Annotated in this window: 18 protein-coding genes and 1 pseudogene; 6 read left to right on the forward strand and 13 right to left on the reverse strand. The window is 66.3% G+C overall.

Annotated elements, in window-relative coordinates; genetic code table 11:
• Window position 1: 1 nt before the first annotated feature.
• The gene (locus tag BJD12_RS09935; protein WP_039425112.1) at window positions 2-1,378 is read right to left on the reverse strand and encodes an MATE family efflux transporter; all 1,377 of its coding nucleotides are present in this window, start codon (window positions 1,376-1,378) and stop codon (window positions 2-4) included.
• Between the two features lie 271 nt (window positions 1,379-1,649).
• Here BJD12_RS09935 and BJD12_RS09940 point away from each other — a divergent pair, with 271 nt between their 5' ends.
• Window positions 1,650-2,813: a DUF3667 domain-containing protein gene (locus BJD12_RS09940; RefSeq protein WP_042827585.1), complete on the forward strand. Its 1,164-nt coding sequence runs from the start codon at window positions 1,650-1,652 to the stop codon at window positions 2,811-2,813.
• 145 nt (window positions 2,814-2,958) lie between these two features.
• On the opposite strand, the gene BJD12_RS09945 is transcribed toward BJD12_RS09940, so the two are convergent.
• Both BJD12_RS09945 and BJD12_RS09950 read right to left on the reverse strand, forming a co-directional pair.
• Window positions 2,959-3,549 (reverse strand): DUF3106 domain-containing protein, encoded by a 591-nt coding sequence (locus BJD12_RS09945; protein ID WP_005987978.1) that lies wholly within the window; start codon window positions 3,547-3,549, stop codon window positions 2,959-2,961.
• Window positions 3,536-4,567, reverse strand: a complete 1,032-nt coding sequence (locus BJD12_RS09950; protein ID WP_042827575.1) for a hypothetical protein — start codon at window positions 4,565-4,567, stop codon at window positions 3,536-3,538. The genes BJD12_RS09945 and BJD12_RS09950 overlap by 14 nt, the downstream gene beginning before the upstream one ends.
• 459 nt (window positions 4,568-5,026) lie before the next feature.
• On the opposite strand from BJD12_RS09950, the gene BJD12_RS09955 reads away from it, so the two are divergent.
• Window positions 5,027-7,249 carry a primosomal protein N' gene (locus BJD12_RS09955; RefSeq protein ID WP_042827574.1) on the forward strand — a complete coding sequence of 741 codons (2,223 nt, stop codon included), beginning with the start codon at window positions 5,027-5,029 and terminating at the stop codon, window positions 7,247-7,249.
• Between the two features lie 242 nt (window positions 7,250-7,491).
• Here the strand turns inward: BJD12_RS09955 and BJD12_RS09960 are convergent, their stop codons facing one another.
• From BJD12_RS09960 to BJD12_RS09970, 3 genes are read right to left on the reverse strand one after another with little or no spacing between them, the layout of a single operon-like run.
• The gene (locus tag BJD12_RS09960) at window positions 7,492-8,145 is read right to left on the reverse strand and encodes a glutathione S-transferase family protein (protein ID WP_005987972.1); all 654 of its coding nucleotides are present in this window, start codon (window positions 8,143-8,145) and stop codon (window positions 7,492-7,494) included.
• Window positions 8,146-8,147: 2 nt separating this feature from the next.
• Complete coding sequence (locus tag BJD12_RS09965) at window positions 8,148-8,981, reverse strand: NYN domain-containing protein (RefSeq protein ID WP_005987970.1); 834 nt, start codon at window positions 8,979-8,981, stop codon at window positions 8,148-8,150.
• Complete coding sequence (locus tag BJD12_RS09970) at window positions 8,978-9,535, reverse strand: hypothetical protein (RefSeq protein ID WP_042827572.1); 558 nt, start codon at window positions 9,533-9,535, stop codon at window positions 8,978-8,980. The genes BJD12_RS09965 and BJD12_RS09970 overlap by 4 nt, the downstream gene beginning before the upstream one ends.
• A 118-nt stretch (window positions 9,536-9,653) precedes the next feature.
• Between BJD12_RS09970 and BJD12_RS09975 the strand changes: the two genes are divergently transcribed.
• Together BJD12_RS09975 and BJD12_RS24220 are read left to right on the forward strand one after the other, a co-directional pair.
• On the forward strand, window positions 9,654-10,946 hold the full coding sequence (locus BJD12_RS09975) for an NAD(P)/FAD-dependent oxidoreductase (RefSeq protein WP_042827571.1): 1,293 nt from the start codon (window positions 9,654-9,656) through the stop codon (window positions 10,944-10,946).
• Window positions 10,947-10,998: 52 nt separating this feature from the next.
• A pseudogene (locus BJD12_RS24220) lies at window positions 10,999-11,613 on the forward strand (trimeric intracellular cation channel family protein).
• Between the two features lie 215 nt (window positions 11,614-11,828).
• On the opposite strand, the gene rpoH reads toward BJD12_RS24220, so the two are convergent.
• The 6 genes from rpoH to rhlB all read right to left on the reverse strand — a co-directional run bounded on the left by rpoH (window position 11,829) and on the right by rhlB (window position 17,897).
• Window positions 11,829-12,704, reverse strand: coding sequence for an RNA polymerase sigma factor RpoH (gene rpoH, locus BJD12_RS09990; protein ID WP_005987961.1), 876 nt, complete (start codon window positions 12,702-12,704; stop codon window positions 11,829-11,831).
• Window positions 12,705-12,902: 198 nt separating this feature from the next.
• Window positions 12,903-13,628 (reverse strand): uracil-DNA glycosylase, encoded by a 726-nt coding sequence (gene ung / locus BJD12_RS09995; RefSeq protein WP_005987959.1) that lies wholly within the window; start codon window positions 13,626-13,628, stop codon window positions 12,903-12,905.
• On the reverse strand, window positions 13,625-14,467 hold the full coding sequence (locus BJD12_RS10000) for a response regulator (RefSeq protein ID WP_005987957.1): 843 nt from the start codon (window positions 14,465-14,467) through the stop codon (window positions 13,625-13,627). Before BJD12_RS10000 ends, ung begins: the two co-directional genes overlap by 4 nt.
• Before the next feature lie 8 nt (window positions 14,468-14,475).
• Window positions 14,476-15,426 (reverse strand): permease-like cell division protein FtsX, encoded by a 951-nt coding sequence (gene ftsX, locus BJD12_RS10005; RefSeq protein ID WP_005987956.1) that lies wholly within the window; start codon window positions 15,424-15,426, stop codon window positions 14,476-14,478.
• Window positions 15,423-16,109, reverse strand: a complete 687-nt coding sequence (ftsE, locus tag BJD12_RS10010) for a cell division ATP-binding protein FtsE (RefSeq protein ID WP_003484499.1) — start codon at window positions 16,107-16,109, stop codon at window positions 15,423-15,425. Before ftsE ends, ftsX begins: the two co-directional genes overlap by 4 nt.
• 75 nt (window positions 16,110-16,184) lie before the next feature.
• Window positions 16,185-17,897: an ATP-dependent RNA helicase RhlB gene (gene rhlB, locus BJD12_RS10015; RefSeq protein WP_005987954.1), complete on the reverse strand. Its 1,713-nt coding sequence runs from the start codon at window positions 17,895-17,897 to the stop codon at window positions 16,185-16,187.
• Window positions 17,898-18,095: 198 nt separating this feature from the next.
• Between rhlB and trxA the strand changes: the two genes are divergently transcribed.
• Both trxA and rho read left to right on the forward strand, forming a co-directional pair.
• The gene (gene trxA / locus BJD12_RS10020) at window positions 18,096-18,437 is read left to right on the forward strand and encodes a thioredoxin TrxA (RefSeq protein ID WP_005987953.1); all 342 of its coding nucleotides are present in this window, start codon (window positions 18,096-18,098) and stop codon (window positions 18,435-18,437) included.
• 231 nt (window positions 18,438-18,668) lie between these two features.
• Window positions 18,669-20,531 carry a transcription termination factor Rho gene (gene rho / locus BJD12_RS10025; RefSeq protein WP_005987951.1) on the forward strand — a complete coding sequence of 621 codons (1,863 nt, stop codon included), beginning with the start codon at window positions 18,669-18,671 and terminating at the stop codon, window positions 20,529-20,531.
• 225 nt (window positions 20,532-20,756) lie between these two features.
• Here the strand turns inward: rho and BJD12_RS10030 are convergent, their stop codons facing one another.
• Window positions 20,757-21,626: an energy transducer TonB gene (locus BJD12_RS10030; RefSeq protein WP_042827570.1), complete on the reverse strand. Its 870-nt coding sequence runs from the start codon at window positions 21,624-21,626 to the stop codon at window positions 20,757-20,759.
• Window positions 21,627-21,817 lie beyond the last annotated feature (191 nt).

Below are 21,817 nucleotides of genomic sequence, written 5' to 3' on the forward strand. Positions count from 1 at the left end.
GTCAGGGGGCCGCGTTGGCAGTCAGCCGCCGGCTGGTTTGCCGGAAACGCAGGCCCATCAGGATCGATGCAGTGGTCAGACCCAGAATCAGGCCGATCCACATGCCGCGCGGCCCCCAGCCCAGTCCCAGGCCGAGCCCGGCGCCGATCGGCATGCCCACGCCCCAGTACGAAAACATCGCCAGGAACATCGGCACGCGGGTGTCCTTGAGCCCGCGTAGCGCGCCGGCCGAGAGCACCTGGATACCGTCGGGAAACTGGAACGTGGCGGCAAACAGCAGCAACACCGATGCCAGCGCGGCCACTGCCGCATCGTTGGTGTATACCCCGACGATGGCGTCGTGGCCAAGCAGCAGCGCACTGGCCGACAGCGCCTGCGTGCCCAGCACGATCGCGTAGCCTGCCCACGCGGCGCGCCGCACGGCCAGTGGATCGCCACGCCCTACCGCATGGCCGACGCGCACGGTGGTGGCCTCGGCCACGCCCATCGGCACCATGAAACACAGCTGCGCCACGTTGATGGCGATCTGGTGCGCGGCGGCTTCGGTCGAGCCCAGCCTGCCGATCAGCAGCGCAGTGACGATGAACAGGCCGCCTTCCATCAGAACAGTGATGCCGATCGGCAGGCCCGTGCGCAGCAGATCGCCGATGGCACGCCAGCGCGGCCCTTCCAGATGGGTGAACAATTCCAGGTGCGCAAAGCGACGCGCGCGCCATAGATACAGCGCGAACACGCTGGCCTGCACCCACATGGTGATGGCCGAGGCCATGCCCAGGCCTTGCGCGCCGTGCTCGGCAAACCCGAACTTGCCGTAGGTCAGCGCATAGCCCAGCGGCGCCAGCACCAGCAAGCCGCCAAAGCCCAGCAACATGGTCGGCAGCGTCCAGTGCATGCCTTCGCTGAGATAGCGCATACAGAAGTAGAACGTCAGCGCCGGCACGCCCCAGCGCACTGCATGCAGAAAATCGGTGGCACCGGGCACGATGTCCGGCGCGATCCCGAAGGTGGGCAGCAGTGGCGGCACGATGCTCAGAAACGCGAACATCAATGCGCTCAGCCCCAGCGACAGCCACAGCGCCTGGCGAAACAAGGGGCCGATCTCACGCTCGCGCCCGGCGCCGCGCAATTGGGACACCGAGGCGGTCAAGGAGATCAGCGTGCCGATCGGCACCAGCATCGGCAGCCACAGCAGCGAGGTGCCGATGGTCACCGCCGCCAGCGTCGCGGTGCCGTGGTGGCCGGCGATGACATTGTCGACAAACCCGATCAAGCCGGTGGAGACGTGACCTAGCACCAATGGCAGGGCCAACAGGCCCGTGGTACGTACTTCCGACGCGAAGCCTGGCGTCGCAGACGCGGAGGCAGGAGAAACAGACATGACACACCGATTGCTGCGCGGACTACGGCCGTGCCGGGAGGCGCTGGCACCGGGTCGCGTGGGGCCGCTATCTTACGCGTACTTTCCGACTGCGGCCTGACGCGCGCTTGGGCAGCTCCCGCCGCGCTCGCTGCCACGTGGGCGGCAACGAAAACAGCTGCCGGTGTTCCCGGGCAGCCGCATGATGACGCTGTACCGTGTGCCGGGTGCGTGCCTTCGGGTATCGCATCGGGCACGCGGCCTCTCCATCGCCGCCAACCGGACCTGGCTCATGTCCCTGCATCCGACCACGTTGCATCCATCGGACTGTGAAAACTGCTCCACCGCATTGCAAGGCGCGTTTTGTCATGCCTGCGGGCAAAGCGCGCATAGCCCGGTGCGCAGCGTCGCGCATGCGGTGGAAGAAGTCTTCGAGTCGTTCTGGCACCTGGACGGACGGATCTTCCGCACCTTGCGCGATCTACTGGTGCCCGGCCGCGTGGCGCTGCGGTTTCTGAGCGGGCAGCGGGTGCGCTATGTCGCACCGATGCGGCTGTTTCTGGTGCTGAGCCTGTTGACCTTCTTCATCGCACGCATCGCGGTGCATGCCTCCGACGAGGACTCCGACGTCGCTGCGCCCGGCACGACGCAGAGCGCGGTGCCGAAGGATTTTGCGCATGCACGCACACCGGCGCAGGTGGAAGCGGTGCGTGCGCAGATCGTGGGCACGCTCACCCAGACGCGCAAGGTGGTGCCAGAAGGCATCGCGCGCGATGGTGTGGATGCCGGCATCGCCCGCGCCGAGAACGAGGCGCGCAAGCGGCTGGCACAATTGCATCAGGGCGCGCGGCTGGAAAGCGCCGCACCGGTGGTCGATGCCCCCGACAACGGCACATTCTTCTCGCTGGGGGGCAAACCCTGGGACCCGGTGAGCAACCCGCTGACCCTCGCGCCGCTGCCGCACTTCGCCAACCGCTGGCTCAACCTGCAGCTGGACCATATCCGCGCCAACCTGCCGCGCCTGCGCAGCAATCCGCAGCTGCTCTACAACGCATTCTTCGCCGCGGTGCCATCTACCTTGCTGGTGCTGGTGCCGTTGTTTGCGCTGCTGCTGCGCGTGTTCTACCTGCGCAGCGGGCGGGTGTACCTGGAGCATCTGGTGGTGGCGCTCTACAGCCATGCCTTTCTCTGCCTGAATCTGCTGGCGATGCTACTGCTGTCGCTGCTCGGGGAATCGGTGGTACAGCGGGCTCCCCCGATCGCCTGGAGCATCGGCGTGCTCCAGTTCGGGCTGGCAGTGTGGATGCCGCTGTATCTGCTGGGGATGCAGCGCCACGTGTACGGCCAATCGTGGTCGGTTACGGTGCTGAAATACCTCGGCCTGGGAAGCCTCTATTCCGTGGTGGTCACGTTTGCCGCCGCCTTCCTGATGGTGGCGAGCCTGACGCGGCTTTGACGCTGCGCCCTGCGACTGCGGCGCTACTGCAGTCGCACAGATCCAGCAGCGCGCGATGCGTGACGAGAGTGCGGCATTGGTCGCACGATGCAGCTCGATCGCCGGCCGCCGAACCGACACATGGCGTCGAACTGCGCGTCGGCGATCAGCGCGCCAGTTGACATTTCAGCCAGGCACTGCGGGTGGCCGGCGCTTCGGCGAGCAAGGCATCACGCAATCCATCGCGGTCTTGCGGCGGGGTGCGTTGGGCGAGCACCGCCAGCTGCTCCAGTTGCCCGGCATCCAGGCTGCGCAGCACGGCCAACAGGCGCTCGCGCTGGTCGACCGGTACATAGCCGATCAGCGGTTGCAGCTGCGGGTAGAACGCGCCCACCTGCGACCCCAGACGCCAGCCATCGCGATGCAGGCGATCCATCGCGGTGAACTGTGTGTGCAAGGCGCGTTGCTGGTCGTCGGGCAGGCTGTGCAGCCGTTCGCGCGCCTGCCGCAATACCACGCGGTCTGTAGCGGTCAGGTCCTTCCACGCGGCATAGCGTGCGCGCAGGTCGGCCTGCTGTGCCGGCGTCAGTGCCGCCCAACGCGCGCGTTGCTGAGCGGCGCTCGGCGTTACCGACGGGGTGGGGGCGCTGGCAGCTCCGGTGTGACCGGTTTCGTCCAGCGCCGCTGGCAGGGCCTGCGCGCCGGCGATCCCGGCACTGGCGAGCAGCAGCAGGCCGTACCACTTAATTGTCGTCATCGACCGTCTCCAGAGGGGCGGAGGGCTGCTCGGCCGCGGTGGCATGCGCGCCGGATTCGTCCGCCGGCACCGGGTGGCCGGCGGCGTACCAGGCGTAGAAGTCGGCCGCCCGGGCCAGCTCCAGATCCGGGTCGGCCAGCATCGTCTGGTCGCGCGGATCCATGGCCGGGGCTGCGGGAGCCTCCTGCAGGTCGGACGCCGGCAGTTCTTCCACCAGCACGGGCGCGGCATCGGTGACATGCAGCACGCCGGCAGGCGCTTGCGAGACCGGTTCGGGCGGCAAGGAGGGCCGACGGTGCGTCCACCACCAACCCAGCACCGTCAGCAGCAGCGCCAGCGCGAGGACGCCCAGGGCAATGCCGGCGTGGCGGCGTTCCAGCCGTGGCCAGTGCCACTTCCGCTTCGGACGAACGCGTGCCGGGGTCGCGCGGCGGGGCGCGGGCGGCGCCTCTGCCGGTACGGCAGGCTGCAGCGCGACGCCGGCCAGCGAGGCGTCCCGCAACTGGCTCAGCCGGGTCAGCTGGGACGGCGTGAGATCGCGCAGCTCCGTCTGCGCCGCTTCGGCCAGCACCCGCCACGCCTGTGCATCGGGATTGCCGGCGGCATCGCGTGGACAGGCGCGCGCCAGCGATTGTCGATAGTCCGCCACCGCGATGCCCTGCACGTCGCTGGCGACCTCTTCTTCCAGCCCGGCCACGATCCGCAGCAGCAGCGCCAGCCGGTCGGCCGTCTGCATCCGGCCCAGCACGGTAAAGGGCGGCAGCCAGGTGCCGGGCATCGGCTCGCGGCGCAGTGGCGGCGCGGTTGCCAGTAGGCTCCAGAAGCGCATCGGCCATCCGGCCATCGGCCGTCCCGCGGCCTGGCTGCTGAAGGCGCGCAGCGCTGCCGCCAACGCCCGCTCGGCTGCCGCCACGTCGCCGCATTGCAGCTGCGCCAGCACCAGACCCCGGCGTTCCACACCCCGCAGGGAGGCTGACAACGCGGCGGGGGTAACGGGGGCGTCGGGGACTACGGTCATGTGAACTCCAGCATCGGCCGGCATGATACCGATGCAGATCCCCCACGCCGACCGCTTGACAGATCGCGCCACCCTCGCTCCGGTCGAGCGCGTTGCTCACGGACGTTGTGCACAGCGGCAGACATACCGATACGCCGGCGTCTGTCAACTGTTGTTTTTTCTTTGTTGCAATGGTGTTTCACGCCTAAGCTTTTGATTCGTATGAATTTTCGATGTGTGGCGAAAAAATGTCCAAGAGGTTGCCAAGGCAAGTGAATCCGCCTTCACCGCGTGGAGCACGAGACTAATTCACAGGTTTATCCACAGGCAGTGTGGATAAACCCGTTTCCTCAGGCCTCACATAGGTTTACGTCGTATTTATCACTTGGGTCACAGAAAGGTGCGGCAAGTGATCACGCGGTCTTTACGATTGAAATTGCGCAAGTCGGGTCTGCTGGACAGTGTCGGTAGACTGCACACATGCCTTCCTTCGTCCCCACGTTGCGCGTCGCCTTGCCGGTGCCGCTGCCCCAGCTGTTCGACTACCTGCCTCCTGCCGACGCCCTGCTGACCGATCCGGCGCAGGTAGGCTGCCGTGTGCGCGTGCCGTTCGGGCCGCGCGAATTGGTCGGGGTGGTGGTGGAGATCGGCCAGCAGCCCTCCGCCGAGGGTCTGCGCGCGGCGCTGGAGTGGTGCGACGACACTCCGTTGCTGGTGGATGAGCTGGCGCGCTCGCTGCACTGGCTGGCCCGTTATACCCATGCGCCTCTCGGTGAAGCCCAAGCCAGTGCCCTGCCCGGCCCGCTGCGGCGCGGCGAGCCGCTGGCCGACACACACGACTGGGCCTGGCAGCTAACCGAAGCCGGGCGCATCGGCGCGAGCCGCCTGCGTGCAGGCAGCCGGCCCGCACTGCTTGCGGCCCTGCTACAGACCGGAGCGGTGGGCGAAGAGCAGCTGGATCCGCTGCTGCCGCACTGGCGCGAGGCCGCCCGCAACTTGGCCAAGCGCGGTCACGCCGAGCGCGTGGCGGTGCCGGCCGACGCCATCGCACCGCGTCCCGGCACTGGCCCGGCACTCAACGATGAACAACGCGCTGCGGCTGCCGCGATTCGCGCGCACACCGGCTTTGCCACCTTTCTACTCGACGGCGTCACCGGCAGCGGCAAGACCGAGATCTACCTGCAGGCGATCGCCGATTGCCTGGCGGCCGGCAAGCAGGCGCTGGTGCTGGTGCCGGAGATCGGCCTGACCCCGCAGACGCTGGGCCGCTTCCGCGCGCGCCTGGGCGTGCCGGTGCATGCGCTGCATTCGGGCCTGTCCGATGGCGAGCGCGCCCGCGTCTGGGCGGCCGCCTGGCGCGGCGAGGCCAAGCTGATCGTGGGCACGCGCTCAGCGGTGTTCACTCCGCTGCCCAACGCCGGGCTGATCGTGGTCGACGAGGAACACGATGGCAGCTACAAGCAACAGGACGGCATCCGCTATCACGCCCGCGATTTCGCCCTGGTCCGCGGCAGGGCGCTGGATGTGCCGGTGATCCTGGGCAGCGCCACGCCGTCGCTGGAAAGCCTGCACAACGCTTACTCCGGCCGCTACCAGCACCTGCGGCTCTCGCAGCGCGCGGGCGACGCGCACCCGCCGCGGGTGCGCGTGTTGGACGTGCGCAAGCGTCCGCTCAAGGACGGCTTGTCGCCGGAAGTGCTGGCCGGCATCGGCGCCACCCTGGCGCGCGGCGAGCAGGTGCTGGTGTTCAAGAACCGCCGCGGCTATGCGCCAGTGCTGCTGTGCCACGACTGCGGCTGGACCGCCGCCTGCCAACGCTGCAGTACGCCATTACACCAAACCCCGATGACCGTGCACGCAGGCGGCCGTCGCCTGCAGTGCCACCACTGCGGCGCGCGCCAACCCGCACCGCTGGCCTGCCCGGCCTGCGCGAGCCTGGCGCTGCAGCCGCAGGGCATCGGCACCGAGCGGCTGGAAGAGCGTCTGACCGAGGCCTTCCCGGACTTCCCGGTGGTGCGCATCGACCGCAGCACCACCCAACGCCGCGACGCACTGGAGACCCAGCTGGCACGGCTGGGAACCGAGGCCGGCATTCTGGTCGGCACCCAGATCCTGGCCAAGGGCCACGACCTGCCGCGGCTGACCATGGTGGTGGTGGTCGGCATCGATGAAGGCCTGTTCTCCGCCGACTTCCGCGCCGCCGAAAAACTCTCACAGCAGCTGATCCAGGTGGCAGGACGCGCCGGGCGCGCCGATCGTCCCGGCGAGGTCTGGCTACAGACCCACCATCCCGAACACCCCCTGCTGCAGACCCTGGTCAACGGCGGCTACCACGCCTTTGCCGATGCCGAACTGCAACAGCGCGAAGCCGCGGGATTTCCCCCGTTTGCGCATCTGGCGCTGTTCCGTGCCGAAGCCAAGGACGTCGCGGCGGCCAACCAGTTCCTGATGGCGGTACGTGGCCTTGCCACGGCCGACACCAGCGCGCAATCACCCGCGTTTGCGGACGTGGAGTGCTACGGCCCGATGCCGGCACCGATGCCGCGCCGCGCCGGTTTCCAGCGCACGCAGTTGCTGTTGTCCGCGCAGCAACGCTCGGCGCTGCATCGGCTGCTCGATGCGCAGCTGCCCGCCATCTATGCGCTGCCACAGGCGCGTCGCGTGCGCTGGTCGCTGGACGTGGACCCGATTGATTTGTATTAGCGCAGGGCCGCTCGCATACGGAGCTGCAGCCAGAGGCACTTTGCGCGGCGTGCCCAGGTTTTCGTAGGAGCGCACTGGGCGCGATGCAACGTTGCCGAGTGCCCTCGCGCCCAGGTGCGCTCCTACAGCCACGCGAGTTGCCAACGCGCGCGGTGTACGAGGCTCACTCACTTGCAAAAGCGCGCGTGATCGACGGCGAGTACGGTAGTTGAACAACATTGGCCTGAGCGATGGCTCGAAACTCAGGTCAGTGCCGTCATCACGCCGCGCTGGTAGGCAGGCCGTGCGCGCAAACGCTGGTACCACGCGTGCAGGTGCGGCAATGCAGGCCGTTCGATCGGCATTTCGAACCATGCATAGATGAAGCTGCCCAGCGGAATATCGCCCATCGCAAAGCGCTCGCCAGACAGATACGGCTGCTGCGCCAAGGCCGCATCGGCGCGTGCCAGCAGCTCGCCTGATTGCACCAGTGCGGCGGCGATACGTGTGGCATCGCGCTCGGCCTCGGGTGTGCGCAGCACGCCCCAGAACAGGTCACGAAACACGCCGGCAAAGGTCGAGGTGGTCCAGTCCATCCAGCGATCGCCCAGCGCGCGCTCGGCCGGCGATGACGGATACAAGTCCGGCGCGTACTGCGCGGCGAGATAACGCACGATCGCATTGGATTCCCACACGACCACCGGCCCATCCTGCAACGTCGGCACCACACCGTTCGGGTTCAGCGCGCGATACGCGGGCGTGTCATTGCCACCAAAGGCACCGCCCACTTCGATCGACGTATACGCCACCCCAGTTTCTTCGGCGCACCACAGCACCTTGCGCACATTGCTGGAATTGCGACGCCCCCACAGGGTGATCGTCGGCTGTGCGGCGGGCGCCATCGCATCATGCGTCATCGTTATTTTCCCGTGGCAGGTTTGGCCGAGGTGCGCGTTGCGCGCTTGCGGCTGGCTTGTGGTTCGGCTGCAACAGCGGGCACAGGCATCGCGGCTTTCGCACGGTTGCCGCCGCCCTTGGGCGTATCGCGCACCCACAACGCCTGCTCGTCCAGCTTGAGCTCGAACAGGCCGATCGCGCGCACCAGATCGCTGAATTTGCGATAGCCGTAATTGCGCGGGTCGAACGAAGCCTGGTTGGCCACCTGCTTGCCCACCGCACTCAGCAACGCCCAGCCGTCGTCCTCGCATGCGCTGACGATGGCATTGCGCAGCATCTGCACCAGGCGCGTATCGCTGCGCAACGCGGTGGCATCCTTGCGCCCAGCGGCGGTGTCGCGAGCTGCGGCAGCCTGCTCGCCCAGTGCTTCGACGTAGGTGAATTTGGAACATGCATTGACGAATGGCGCCGGGGTTTTCTTCTCGCCAAATCCGTAGACCTTCATGCCGTCGGTGAGCAGGCGCATCACCAGCGGCGTGAAATCCGCATCGCTGGAGACGATCGCAAACCCATCCAGATTGCGCGCATACAACAAATCCATCGCATCGATCACCATCGCCATGTCCGAGGCGTTTTTGCCGGAGCTGTAGGCAAATTGCTGGATCGGCCGAATCGCATAATCGTGCAACGCCGCTTCCCAGCCTTTCAGGTGCGGGCTCTTCCAGTTGCCATAGGCGCGGCGCACGTTGGCCACGCCGTAGCGCGCCACTTCCGCCAGCACCACATCGATCTTGCCGGCCGGCGCATTGTCGGCATCGATCAGCAAGGCGATCCGCTTATCGGGATTGTCGGTCATGCGTGCTCCTCCAGCGAGGTAGCTGTGTCGGTGTCGGTGTCCAGTTCGGAACCTGTGTCTAACTCGGTTTCGGTATCGAAGTCGCTATCGTCCGCAGCCGGCAGCGCGAAGCGCCGGCCATCGCGCAGGATGAGTTCTCCGTCGCTGAGAATCTCTTGATCGGAGCCTGCACTGACCCAGGTGGCCTGCACGCGGCCCGCGCCACGATCGCCTTCCACATTGAATACAAACTCCTCGCCTCCCTGCGCCAGACCGGTGCGGTACAGATCCACCCGCATCGTGCGGATCTGGCCGATATGTTCCTGCACCACGGCGTCTGCCTGCAGCGCAGTGCGCGCCTGATCGGCAAACATCGACCAACCGGTGCCAATCAGCCAGATGCTCGCAGCCATCACCAGGAGCCCGAATAGCGTCGCGCACGCCAGCACGCCGATCAGCCCGATCGCCACGCCACTGAGTTTTTTCTTCGCCGCAGGCGCGGGCAAGGCGGCCGGCGCTGCGTTGGGCATGGCAGCGGACGACAGCGGCGGCAAGGGCGGTGGCAATGAGGGCATGCGATGGCCGTCAGAAAGGGATGCAACATGATGCCGCAGCCACGCGATGCCGACGCATCATGTTCATTGCGGATTTGGCATCCTGTCGAGCCCGCGTTGCCTCTCATCGGACCCTACGATGCCCTCATCTCCCTCCCCCGCTCCCTTGCACCTGGTCGTGGTCGGCGGCGGTTTCGCCGGCTTGTGGGCAACCCGCGCGCTCGACGACCCCGGCATCCGCATCACCTTGATCGACCGGCAAAACCACCATCTGTTCCAGCCGTTGCTGTACCAGGTGGCCACCGCCGGCCTGTCGGCGCCGGACATCGCCGCACCGCTGCGGCACATCCTGCGCGAACAACGCAACGTCGAAGTGCTGCTCGGCGATGTGGCCGAAATCGCCCCAACGCGTCGCGAAGTGGTGCTCGCCGATGGCAAGGCGCTCGGCTACGACATGTTGCTGCTGGCCACCGGCGCCACCCATGCCTACTTCGGCAACGACCACTGGGCCGAACATGCGCCCGGCCTGAAAACCCTCTACGACGCGCTGGTGCTGCGGCGCAAGCTGCTGCTGGCCTTCGAGCGCGCCGAGGCCGAATCCGACCCGGCCGCCCGAGCGGCCTGGCTGAGCTTTGCGGTGGTCGGCGGCGGTCCCACCGGCGTCGAACTGGCCGGCACCCTGGCCGAGATCGCCCGCCACACGCTCAACAACGAGTTCCGCCATATCGATCCGCGCCAGGCGCGCGTGCGGCTGGTCGAAGCCGGACCGCGCGTGCTGCCTTCGTTCCCGGACGATCTCACCGACAAGGCGCGCAGGCAGCTGGAGCGGCTGGGGGTGGAAGTGCACACCGGTACGCCGGTAACGCATATCGATGCGCTGGGCTACCAGCTGGGCGACACCTTCGTGCCGGCGCGCACCGTGGTATGGGCGGCCGGCGTGGCCGCCTCGCCGCTGGCGCGTACGCTGGGTGTGCCGCTGGATCGCGCGGGCCGCGTGTTGGTGCAGCCGGACCTGAGCGTGCCAGGCCATCCGGAGATCTTCGTCGGCGGCGATCTGGCGTCGGTGCAGCAGGGAGGACGCCCGGTGCCAGGCGTGGCGCCAGCAGCCAAGCAGATGGGCAAGCACATCGCCAAGGCGATCCGCGCACGGCAGCACGGTCAGGCGGCAGCCGCGTTCCGGTATCAGGACTTCGGCAACCTGGCCACCATCGGTCGGATGGCGGCCATCGTGCACGTGGGCAAGCTCAAGTTGTCAGGCATCGTGGCGTGGTGGTTCTGGCTGGCCGCGCACGTCTATTTCCTGATCGGCTTCCGCAACCGCTTCGTGGTGCTGGTGAACTGGGCGATGGCGTACTGGAGCTATCAACGCGCCGCACGCATCATCTTCGGCGGCGCCACCGACGACCCGCCACCCAACAGCAAGGACGGGTGACAGCGGCACCGGCCGTGCGCGATGCTGTGCGGCCCGATGCGACGGTCTATGCGTGGCAACTGTCCTGTTCCTGCTGGATCTGCTCGGCACCTTCGTGTTCGCCCTTAGCGGCGCGACGGTGGCGGTGCGCAATCGCCTGGACCTGTTCGGCGTGCTGGTACTGTCGTGCGCGGCCGCAGTGTCCGGCGGCATCGTGCGGGATGTATTGATCGGTGCTACCCCGCCGGCAGCGCTGGTGCACCCGCAGTATCTGCTCACTGCCTGCCTGGCCGGCGTCGCAGGTTTCTATTGACACTCCGCAGTGGAACGGCTGCGCAACCCGGTGCAGATTTTCGACGCAACGGGGCTGGCGCTGTTTGCGGTCTACGGCACAAGCAAGGCGCTGGACTACCACCTCAGCCCGCTGAGCTCCACCTTGCTGGGCATGCTCAGCGGCATCGGCGGCGGCATCGCACGCGACCTGTTGGTGGCACGCACGCCAGTGGTGCTGCAGGCCGAGCTGTATGCGGTGGCCGCGCTTGCCGGTGGCGGCATCGTGGCCGTCGGTCATGTACTCGAAGTGCCGCAAGCCTGGTCGCTGGCAACCGGTGCCGGCGTGTGTTTTGGCCTGCGTTTCATGGCGATCCGCTACGGCTGGCATCTTCCGGTGGCACGGTCGCCGGAGTAGGTGCACCGCGCGCAGGCTGCTGTACCGCATGTCGCAGACCGATTGGAGTGCCTGTTGCAGCACATTCGCTATGCCAGGCTTCTCTTGAAGGCGTCACGGCACGTTGAGCGCCGCGCCCGGGCACTTTCGCGCGATAAGACACGGCATGCGCGCAATGCAAAACGGCCCGGATAACCGGGCCGTTTTTTGCAACTCGTCGCGCGTTTTCGTACCGATCAGGCGACGAACAGCGCCTTCATCTTCTTCAGCGCGTTCGCCTCGATCTGGCGAATACGCTCGGCCGATACGCCGTACTCGTCGGCCAGTTCCTGCAGCGTCACCTTGGACTCCGAATCCAGCCAACGGCGTTTGACGATGTCGCGCGAGCGCGTATCCAGGCCGGCCATACCTTCGCGCAGCAACTGCAACTGGTTGTCTTCGCTGTCGTGCCGCTCGTAAGCCTGCGAGGGATCTTCCTCGTTGGCCACCAGATAGCTGACCGGCGACGGCGGGCCATGATCGTCGTCTTCATCCGACGAGGCATCGAAGCCGATGTCGCGACCGGACAAGCGCGATTCCATCTCCATGACTTCACGCTCGGAGACGTTCAGATCCTTGGCAACCGCAGTCACTTCCGAGGCATTGAGCCAGCCCAGGCGGGTCTTGGACTTGCGCAGGTTGAAGAACAGCTTGCGCTGCGCCTTGGTCGTGGCGACCTTGACGATGCGCCAGTTCTTCAGGATGAACTCGTGCATTTCGGCACGGATCCAATGCACTGCGAAGCTGACCAGGCGCACGCCCATTTCCGGGTCGAAACGCTTGACCGCCTTCATCAGGCCAATATTGCCTTCCTGGATCAGGTCGCCCAGCGGCAGGCCGTAGCCATTGTACCCGCGGGCCACGTGCACCACGAAGCGCAGGTGGGAATGGACCAATTCGCGCGCTGCGTCCAGGTCCAGCTCGTCGCGGAAGCGGCGGGCCAGATTCTGTTCCTCATCGACCGACAGCACCGGGATCTGGTGCACGGCACCGATGTAGGCGTCCAGCGAACCGAGCGCACTGGGAATCGGGAGATTGTTTGCCACAAGGGCAGTCGAGGTAGTCTGGTTCATAGGCACCATCTTAGCAGTCGAACTATTGGACTGCCGGGTACAGAAAGAGTTCCCAGCGTTCCATTTATAGGACGTTCGGGCTTCCAGCCTTGGCGGCGTTCCACCGTACAGCTCCCCGAATTCAGACGTTACGGTAGCACTGCGCCCCTGCGCAGACCGTGACAAATCTGCGGCGAAATGCGCCTGCACCCAGGTCGTTCAGCCGGCGGCCAACGTTGTGTCCAACGCGTCGCGCGACGGCAGCGACCAATCGATCGGCTGGAGGCCGCGGCGTTGCAGATGCTCGTTGGTCTTGGAGAAGTGCCTGCACCCCAGAAAGCCGCGATGTGCCGACAGTGGCGAGGGATGGGGCGCCTTGAACACCCGATGGCGGGCCTGGTCGATAACCTTGCCCTTGGACTGCGCGTAGCTGCCCCACAGCAGGAACACCAGGCCTTCGCGCTCGCGGTTGAGCGTCTCCACCACGTGATCGGTAAAGCCTTCCCACCCCTTGTTCTGGTGCGCGCCGGCCCGGCCCTGCTCCACCGTCAGCACCGCGTTGAGCAGCAGCACGCCCTGACGCGCCCACGGCATCAGATAGCCATGATCAGGACGCGGGATGCCCAGATCGTCCTGGATTTCTTTGTAGATATTGAGCAGCGACGGCGGCACCGGCACGCCCGGCAGAACGGAAAAGCACAGCCCGTGCGCCTGGCCTTCGCCGTGGTACGGGTCCTGGCCCAGGATCACCACCTTGACCTGCTCGAACGGGGTGGCATCGAAAGCGGCAAAGATCTGCGGCCCGGGTGGGAACACCCGGGCACCGGCGGCCTTGCGCTGACGCAGGAAGGCAGACAGCTCCTGCATCTCCGGGCGCAGCAACCAGTCGCCCACTTTTGCCTTCCACGACGGTTCCAGCTGGATACGTCCTTCTACTTCGGTCATAGCGTGACAGCCTGATCCTCAAGACGTGCCAGCCGCAGTTGAAACAGGACCTTGGTCACCAGCAAGCGCTCTTCGATGGGTTTTTGCACCAGATCGTTGGCACCGGCGCGCAACAGTTCGGACTGGTTGCGCGGATTGGTGTCGCCGGTCATCACCAGCACCGGCAGGCGGCGCTTGCCATAGGCGAAATCGATGCGAATCCGCTCGACCACATCGCGGCCGTTGAGCTCGCCTTTGAGGGTCACGTCGGTCAGCACCACGTCGATGCGGCGCTCGGTGCGGCCCAGCGATTCGGCGGTGAGCAGCGCAAACGCATCTTCGGCGGTGAGTACGTGCACCACCTTCAGGCTCTGGCGCTCGAGCATGCGTTTGGTCGCCTCGGCCACCACGCGGCTGTCTTCGATATAGAGCACGGTGGCGCCCACCACCGGCTCGGGCTGCACATAGCCGCGGATGAACGTGGCCAGCGCTTCATGGCCCAGCGCCTTGTCGAAATAATCGGTGACGTATTCGGTGAAGCGGCGCTCCACCAGATGCTGCTGCGCATCGCCGGACACCACGATCACCGGCACATACGCCTGGCCGGCCGCTTCGCGCACGCTGCGCGCCAGGGTCAGCCCATCGCCATCGGGCAAGGACAGCGAGGTGGTAACCAGATCCACGGCACCGGCCTCCAGCGCATCGCGCGCTTCGGCGATGCTGGAGCAGCCGATTACCTGCACATTGGGCAGGTCGCGTTTGAGCACGTCGGCAATCAGCTTGCGTACCAGTTTCGAACCATCGACGACCATCACGCGTGGTGCGTCGCTGATCAGGTGTTTGAGATCTGGTGGATGCATGGCAGGCCTCAGGTCTCGGTGGGACGGGTCTGACGAAGGAAATGGCCGGTCACCAACCAGGCGCCCAGCCAACCCAGCACCAGGGTGCCGATCAGCACCATCACAGAATGCAGCAGATCCAGTCCGTGCAGGGTAAAGGAACTGCCGTAGCTATCGGCCAATGTGGCCAATGGCGCGCGCAATGCCAAGCCCGACGCGGCGATCAGAGCGAGCGCGACTGCGCCGGCGCCCAGCCCGTACCACGCACCCAGATACAGGAACGGGCGACGGATGAAGCCGTCGCTGGCGCCGAGCAATTGCAGCACACCGATTTCTTCGCGGCGCGACTGGATGTCCAGCCGCACGGTGTTACCGACCACCAGCACCGCACCAATACCCAGCAGTGCCGACAGCACCTGCACCAGGCGTTCCCCGAACTGTAGCCAGCCATCCAGGCGCTTGCGCCATAGCGCGTCGTGCTGCACCTGGTCGGTCTGCGGCAGGGCCTGCAGTGCGTTCGCCAGCTGCGCGTCGTCGGCCGCATCGGCGGGGGTAACGATCAATAGCGTCGGCAACGGGTTCTCGCCCAGAGCATCGGCAGCCTCGTCGAGCTTGGCGCTCTCGCGCAACGCGGCCAACCCCTGCTCGGGCGTGCGCAACGTCACCTGCGCCACATCGGGGCGCGCGCGCAACTCGCCGGCAAGCGCCTGCGCGGCATCGGCGGCGACATCGACTTTGAGGAACAGATTGATCTCGCGCGACTGCTGCACGCTGCCGGCGAGCAGCTTGACGTTGTCCAGCGCGATCGACAGCCCCAGCGGCAGCGCCAGCGCCAAAGCCATCACCACGATGGTCAGCAGCGTTGCCCATGGCTTGCGCATGGCGCGGCCCAGGCTGAAGGCGATGCTGTGCAGGTGGTGATCGATCCACACGCCAAAGCGCGAGGGCGCCACGGCTTCGGTATTGGCGAGCTTGCTCATTCGGCCAGATCCTGCGGCGAGATGTCGTCGACCAGGCGGCCGTGATCCAGGATCAGCACGCGCTTGCGCATTTGCTTGAGCAAGGCAAGGTCATGGCTGACCACCAGCACGCTGGTGCCGCGCGCGGGCAACTCGGCAAACAACTGCATGATTTCGGCGGCCAGCGCCGGGTCGAGATTGCCGGTGGGTTCGTCGGCCACCAGCAGACGCGGCTCGCCGACGATGGCACGTGCAATGCCCACGCGCTGTTGCTCGCCTGCAGACAACTGCGACGGCAAGGCTTTTTCGCGATGGGCCAGGCCGATGCGTTCCAGTGCAGAACGCACGCGCTTGCCGATCTCGGCACGCCGGGTGCCGCGCAGGATCAGCGGCAATGCCACGTTCTCGGCGATGCTGCGGTCGTTGAGTAGGCGATGGTCCTGATAGACCGCGCCCACCTGGCGACGATGCAGCGGAATCTGCCGGCCACGTACCTTGAGCAGGTTGCGTTCGCCCAGCAGCACGGCGCCCTGGCTGGGACGCTCGCTGAGGTGGATCAATTTGAGCAAGGTACTTTTGCCGGCGCCGGAATGGCCGGTCACGAACAGCATCTCGCCATCGGCCACTTCGAAGCTGACATCGGTCAGCGCCTGGTGGCCCCCGGCGTAGTGCTTGCTGACGTTGTCGAAACGCAGAACGGTCATCCAGCGATTATGCCGGAGCGCCAGCGCTTGCGTCGCATCGCCGCAGACCGGCGATGCGATTTATGCCGCCAGTGGTCAGTTGCCCGAGACCAACGAACGCAGGCGGCGGCCGATCCTGCTCAGCAGCGACGGACTACCGCCCGGCTTGGCGGCGGCACGCACCGGCTTGGCAACCACCTGGGTCGGCTTGCGCGGCGCAGCGGGTGCGGGCACCGGCGTGGATGCGACCGGCTCGGCGCCGTCGACCGGACGGCCATTGCGACGGCGACGACGCTTGCGCGGTGCACGCTCGCCATCGACATCGATGGACGGCGCAGCGATTGCGGCATCGGCAACCACCGGCGGAACCGATGCAGCCGCTGCAATAGGAGCCTCGCCCTCAACGCGCGGTTTGCGACGCGGACGCGGCTTGCCGTCGGCACTGCCGCCGTCGCGACGACCGCCGCCACTGCCACTGCGCGATGCGCCACCCGGACCGCTGCGGCCGCCGCCGCGGCGCTGTTCTTCGGCCGCACGCTGCTCGCGCGCTTCGCGGAAGATGGTGCCCACGCTGTCGCCCGCGTCGTCGTCGACTTCTTCGCCTTCCACCGGTGCGCGCGGGGTGCGCGGCAATGGGGTCAGCAGCTCGGTGGTCACCGGCTCGACCGGAATCTTCTGCTCGATATAGGCCTCGATGTCCGGCAGGCTCATCGCGTAGCGCTCACAGGCAAAGCTGATCGCATCGCCCTCTTCGCCCAGCCGCGCGGTGCGGCCGATGCGGTGCACGTAGTCTTCCGCATCGAACGGCAGGTCGTAGTTGTAGACGTACTTGACCCCATCGATATGCAGGCCGCGTGCAGCCACATCGGTGGCAACCAGGATTTCGAGTTGGCCCTTCTGGAAGCGGTTGAGCAGCGACTCGCGCTTTTTCTGCGGCACGTCGCCAGACAGCACGCCGACCCGGTAACCATTGCGCTCCAGGGTGCGCGCCACGCGCTCGACGAACGCCTTGGTGTTGACGAACACCATGGTGCGCGCACCTTCGCTGCGCGACAGCAGGCCCAGCAGCAGCGTCTGCTTCTCTTCGTCGGAGGGGAAATAGATGCGCTGGCGCACGCGTGCGGCAGTGATGGTCTCGGTTTCGACCACGAGCTTTTCCGGCTCGTTCATGTGCTCGTAGGCCAGCTCCAGCACGCGGTGGCTCAGCGTGGCCGAGAACAGCAGCGTCTGTCGGGTACCGCGCTCGGGCATGCGCCGCAGCAGGAAGCGGATGTCCTTGATGAAGCCAAGGTCGAACATGCGGTCGGCTTCGTCCAGCACGCAGATCTCGCAGGCGTGCAGCGACACCACCTTGTGCTGTTTGACGTAGTCGATCAGCCGTCCGGGGGTGGCGATGATCACGTCCACGCCCTGCTGCAGCAGCTCGCGCTGCTTGTCGTAGTCCACCCCGCCGTAGACCAGCGCAAAGCGCAGGCCCAGGTCGGCGCCGAACTTGACCGCATCCTTGTGGATCTGGATCGCCAGCTCGCGGGTGGGCGCCAGGATCAGTGCGCGCGGGTCTTCCGGCTTGCGGTCGGCCAGCGCCGGGCGGATCAGCAGGCGGTTCATCACCGCCACCAGGAACGCCAGCGTCTTGCCGGTGCCGGTCTGGGCCTGGCCGGCGACATCGCCGCCCGGCAACGCGACCGGCAGGGTCAGCGCCTGGATCGGGGTACAGCGGGTAAACCCGGCGCTCTCCAGCCCGGCAACCAAGGCCGGATGCAGGTCGAACGAGGAAAAAGTCAAATCGGTCAGCGGTTTGTCGCTCATTATTCCGTCTTCGTGAGGCGCCCTGGGCAGCCCGGGCGCGGCTTGCATCGATGCCGACAGCGTCGCAAACTGCGGCTCTTGTGGCGGACAGCGCGGCTTCAGGACTGACACTTGATTCAGTCGCGCAATGCCCCAGTTTAACGCAATGTGGCGGCCTGCCCGATCCGGGTGGGCCGTTTGGTTTCCAGGAGACCCAACGTGAGCGACAAGGTTCAACATGTCGGCGATGCCGACTTCGATACAGCAGTACTGCAATCCGGCGAACCGGTTCTGGTGGATTTCTGGGCCGAGTGGTGTGGCCCGTGCAAGATGATCGCACCGGTGCTGGACGATCTGGCCGATACATACCAGGGCAGGCTCAAGGTTGCCAAGGTCAATGTGGACCAGAACCGCGCCTTGGCCATCAAGTACCACGTGCGCTCGATCCCGATGCTGTTGCTGTTCAAGGATGGCGAGGTGCAGGCGAGCCAGATCGGGGCGGTCGGCAAGGGCCAGCTGACCCAGATGATCGACAAGACCCTGGGCGGCGCGGCCGCATGAGTGAAAGGGCGTCCAGTCATGGGCGCCCCGCGGTTCGCCGGCAGTTAAACCCTGCCATGGCCCACGCTTGCGCGGTTGCGCGCCGCGGTGATAGTGTCAGTTGGTCCGGCACACGTTCGTGCGCCGCCGTACCCCTCTAGACCGTCGCTTTTCTAGACGTCTTCTAGACTCCCATCTACCAATAGTTCGCCCCCCAGCCGGGCGCTCGCACCTTAGCGAGGAATCACGCACTTGTCCGATCATCCTTCCTCCGATACCGGGAGCAGCGTCGACGCTCCCGTCGAGAAGCGCGCGCGCAAACCGCGCGTGAGCAAGACCGCCGTCGCCCATGACGATGGCGGCGCACAGCAGCCCAACCTGCCCTTGCCCGCCAGCCCCGCTCCCGACGCTACACGTGCCCCGCAGGCACCGTCGCACGCTGCCGAATCGGCACCGGCGCAGACGTCCGGCGATGGCGCCGGCAGTTCGCCTGGCAACAACGGGAACAGTCAGGGCGGCGACAGCCACGGCGAGCCACGCGAAGGCGGCCAGTCGCAGCAGCAGCGCTTCAATCAGGCGCAGCAACAGCAGAACCAGAATCAGGCGCAAAGCCAGGGCCAAGGCCAGAACCAAGGTCAAGGCCAGCATCAGGGCCAGGGCCAGAACGCCGGCCAGAACCAGCAGGGCCAGGGGCAGAATCAGCAGGGTAATCGCCGCGACCGGTTCCGCAACCGCCGCGACCGCGGTCCGCGCGATCGGTTCGGTAACGAAGGCGGCGGCATGCCGTCTTCCGATGGCAGCAACGAGCCCTTCATCGCGCGTCCGCACCCGGCCGTACCGGAGGGCTTCCCGGTCTATTCGCTGAGCGATCTCAAGCGGATGCCGGCGCAGAAGCTGCTGGATATCGCCGACCAGCTCAACATCCAGGAAGGCGTGGCGCGCGCGCGCAAGCAGGACGTGATCTTCGCCCTGCTCAAGGTGCTGACCCGCCATGGCGAAGGCGTTGCCGCCGACGGCGTGCTGGAAATCCTGCCCGACGGCTTCGGCTTCCTGCGTGCCGCCGAGGCCAGCTACCTGGCCGGCCCGGACGATACCTATATCTCGCCCAGCCAGATCCGCCGCTTCAACCTGCGCACTGGCGACCATTTGTCCGGCCGCATCCGCTTCCCCAAGGACGGCGAACGCTATTTTGCGCTGTCGATCGTGGACACCATCAACGGTGAGCCGCTGGAAGCCAGCAAGAACAAGGTGCTGTTTGAGAACCTGACCCCGCTGTTCCCGCGTCGCCGGTTCCGTCTGGAACGTGGCGATGGGTCCACCGAGGACATCACCGGCCGCATCCTGGATCTGATGGCGCCGCAGGGTAAGGGTCAGCGCGCGCTGATCGTCTCCCCGCCCAAGGCCGGTAAGACGATGATGATGCAGCAAGTGGCCACGGCCATCACCACCAATCATCCCGAAGTGCACATGATCGTGTTGTTGATCGACGAGCGCCCGGAAGAAGTGACCGAAATGCAGCGCACCGTGCGCGGCGAGGTCATCTCCTCCACGTTCGACGAGCCGGCCGCGCGCCACGTGCAGGTCGCCGAGATGGTGATCGAGCGGGCCAAGCGCCTGGTCGAGCACAAGAAGGACGTGGTGATCCTGCTCGACTCGATCACCCGCCTGGCGCGCGCCTACAACAACGTGGTGCCCAGCTCGGGCAAGGTGCTCACCGGTGGTGTGGACGCCAACGCCCTGCACCGCCCGAAGCGCTTCTTCGGTGCGGCGCGTAACGTGGAAGAAGGCGGCTCGCTGACCATCATCGCCACGGCGCTGGTGGAAACCGGCAGCAAGATGGACGAGGTGATCTACGAAGAGTTCAAGGGCACCGGCAACAGCGAAGTGCATCTGAATCGTCGCATCACCGAAAAGCGCGTGTATCCGGCGATCGACATCAACCGTTCGGGCACGCGTCGCGAAGATCTGTTGATCGAGCCGGAGCTGCTGCAGAAGATCTGGATCCTGCGCAAGCTGCTGCACCCGATGGACGAAATCGCCGCGATGGAATTCCTGCTGGACAAGATGAAGACCACCAAGTCCAACGACGAGTTCTTCAGTTCGATGAAGCGCTGAGGTCGGTTGCGTCAGCACTACGGAAAGCCCCGCATTGCGGGGCTTTTTTGTGGGCGGCATGACCTGATGCAGGCGTCGCTTCGGTGGATCCGCGTTGCCAAGCACGTGATCGATGGGCTCGGCCCATCCAGGCGCCTTGGCGCGCCCTCCCTTCGCAGTGCCGGCAAAAGCGGCGCGCCCGGCCACACGCTGCGCCGGGCGCGCCTGTATCAGTGGTAGTACGTTTTAGCCTTCCTGCAGCGGCGTCATCAGGCGCACGCCTTCGCCGTGCAGCGAAAACAGGCCCGAGCCCGGCAAGGCGTCCGGGCTATCGGTCGTCGGAGCAGAGCGCTGCGTGCTCCACGACGCGCTCTGGCGCGGACCCGGCAGATAGGACTGCCATTTTTTCTGCTTGGCATCCAGGTCCCTCTCGGACGCGGCGATGTCGAAGGTCACCGGCACGCGCATCTCCCAAAACGGTGCATTGCGCTCAGGCCCGGCCGTGGGCGGGATGAAGGTCCAACTGCGCGCCTTGGCCATCGAGGCATCGGCAAATTCCTTGCGCCAGCGCGCACGCTTGGACTCGGAAACCAGCGAGGTGAGGTTGACCTGTTCGGCAACCACATCCTCCACCTTGCCATCGCGTCCGATCTTGAGCAGCAGATAGACCACGCCAGTGGCCCCGCCCCTGAAGGCATTGACCGGATAAGGCGGCGGCGCCATGTCCCTGGCCTGTGCGGCATCCCCCTGCTCGGCCTGACCGCCAAAATGCGCGCTGCGAATCGACACCCGATACTGATTGTCGTCGACCGGCTTGGCGACCAGCAGCAGGCTCATCGGCAACTGCGTCGGCAGCGCCGTGCCGTCGTCCCTGACCGGATCGAAGCGCCATGACGCAACCGACTGCTTGACCTGGTCGCGCACGACGGCGGGCAGTCGTTGTTCGTCCTCGAGCTTGACCTCGGTGACCGCGCCAGCCGGGGTCAAGGTCAGCTCGCCGCTGACATTCATGCTGGCTTCGATCTGCTGGCGGACCGCAGCGGCCTTGGCGTTGGCACCTCCCGTCATTGCCAGTCCCAACGCGATACCCAACCCGACCCGTTGCTTCCATTGCATTGCCGCACTCCCTTCAACGTGAGCGCCTGTTGTACCAGTGTGCGGCCGAAAACGAAATGTTCGGCACTGTGCCAACGCTGCGCTGTTGCCAGCGCCGGGCAGCCCGTGCGCTCGCACCACGATGCACGCGAACGCGCCTACCGATCCCGTTAGCGCTCCGCCACGCGGCTACGTCGTCGTGCGTCGATCAC

The sequence above is a fragment of the Xanthomonas vesicatoria ATCC 35937 genome (assembly GCF_001908725.1).
GTDB lineage: Bacteria > Pseudomonadota > Gammaproteobacteria > Xanthomonadales > Xanthomonadaceae > Xanthomonas > Xanthomonas vesicatoria.

What these genes read in the sequence shown, in the direction of transcription:
- BJD12_RS10030 (WP_042827570.1), bottom strand. Translation starts at nt 21,626, where the DNA reads ATGCAATGGAAGCAACGGGTCGGGTTGGGTATCGCGTTGGGACTGGCA.
- BJD12_RS09950 (WP_042827575.1), bottom strand. Translation starts at nt 4,567, where the DNA reads ATGACCGTAGTCCCCGACGCCCCCGTTACCCCCGCCGCGTTGTCAGCC.
- BJD12_RS09945 (WP_005987978.1), bottom strand. Translation starts at nt 3,549, where the DNA reads ATGACGACAATTAAGTGGTACGGCCTGCTGCTGCTCGCCAGTGCCGGG.
- BJD12_RS09940 (WP_042827585.1), top strand. Translation starts at nt 1,650, where the DNA reads ATGTCCCTGCATCCGACCACGTTGCATCCATCGGACTGTGAAAACTGC.
- rpoH (WP_005987961.1), bottom strand. Translation starts at nt 12,704, where the DNA reads ATGAACCAGACTACCTCGACTGCCCTTGTGGCAAACAATCTCCCGATT.
- BJD12_RS09975 (WP_042827571.1), top strand. Translation starts at nt 9,654, where the DNA reads ATGCCCTCATCTCCCTCCCCCGCTCCCTTGCACCTGGTCGTGGTCGGC.
- BJD12_RS09960 (WP_005987972.1), bottom strand. Translation starts at nt 8,145, where the DNA reads ATGACGCATGATGCGATGGCGCCCGCCGCACAGCCGACGATCACCCTG.
- rhlB (WP_005987954.1), bottom strand. Translation starts at nt 17,897, where the DNA reads ATGAGCGACAAACCGCTGACCGATTTGACTTTTTCCTCGTTCGACCTG.
- ftsE (WP_003484499.1), bottom strand. Translation starts at nt 16,109, where the DNA reads ATGACCGTTCTGCGTTTCGACAACGTCAGCAAGCACTACGCCGGGGGC.
- BJD12_RS09970 (WP_042827572.1), bottom strand. Translation starts at nt 9,535, where the DNA reads ATGCCCTCATTGCCACCGCCCTTGCCGCCGCTGTCGTCCGCTGCCATG.
- ung (WP_005987959.1), bottom strand. Translation starts at nt 13,628, where the DNA reads ATGACCGAAGTAGAAGGACGTATCCAGCTGGAACCGTCGTGGAAGGCA.
- BJD12_RS09935 (WP_039425112.1), bottom strand. Translation starts at nt 1,378, where the DNA reads ATGTCTGTTTCTCCTGCCTCCGCGTCTGCGACGCCAGGCTTCGCGTCG.
- BJD12_RS09955 (WP_042827574.1), top strand. Translation starts at nt 5,027, where the DNA reads ATGCCTTCCTTCGTCCCCACGTTGCGCGTCGCCTTGCCGGTGCCGCTG.
- BJD12_RS10000 (WP_005987957.1), bottom strand. Translation starts at nt 14,467, where the DNA reads ATGCATCCACCAGATCTCAAACACCTGATCAGCGACGCACCACGCGTG.
- ftsX (WP_005987956.1), bottom strand. Translation starts at nt 15,426, where the DNA reads ATGAGCAAGCTCGCCAATACCGAAGCCGTGGCGCCCTCGCGCTTTGGC.
- BJD12_RS09965 (WP_005987970.1), bottom strand. Translation starts at nt 8,981, where the DNA reads ATGACCGACAATCCCGATAAGCGGATCGCCTTGCTGATCGATGCCGAC.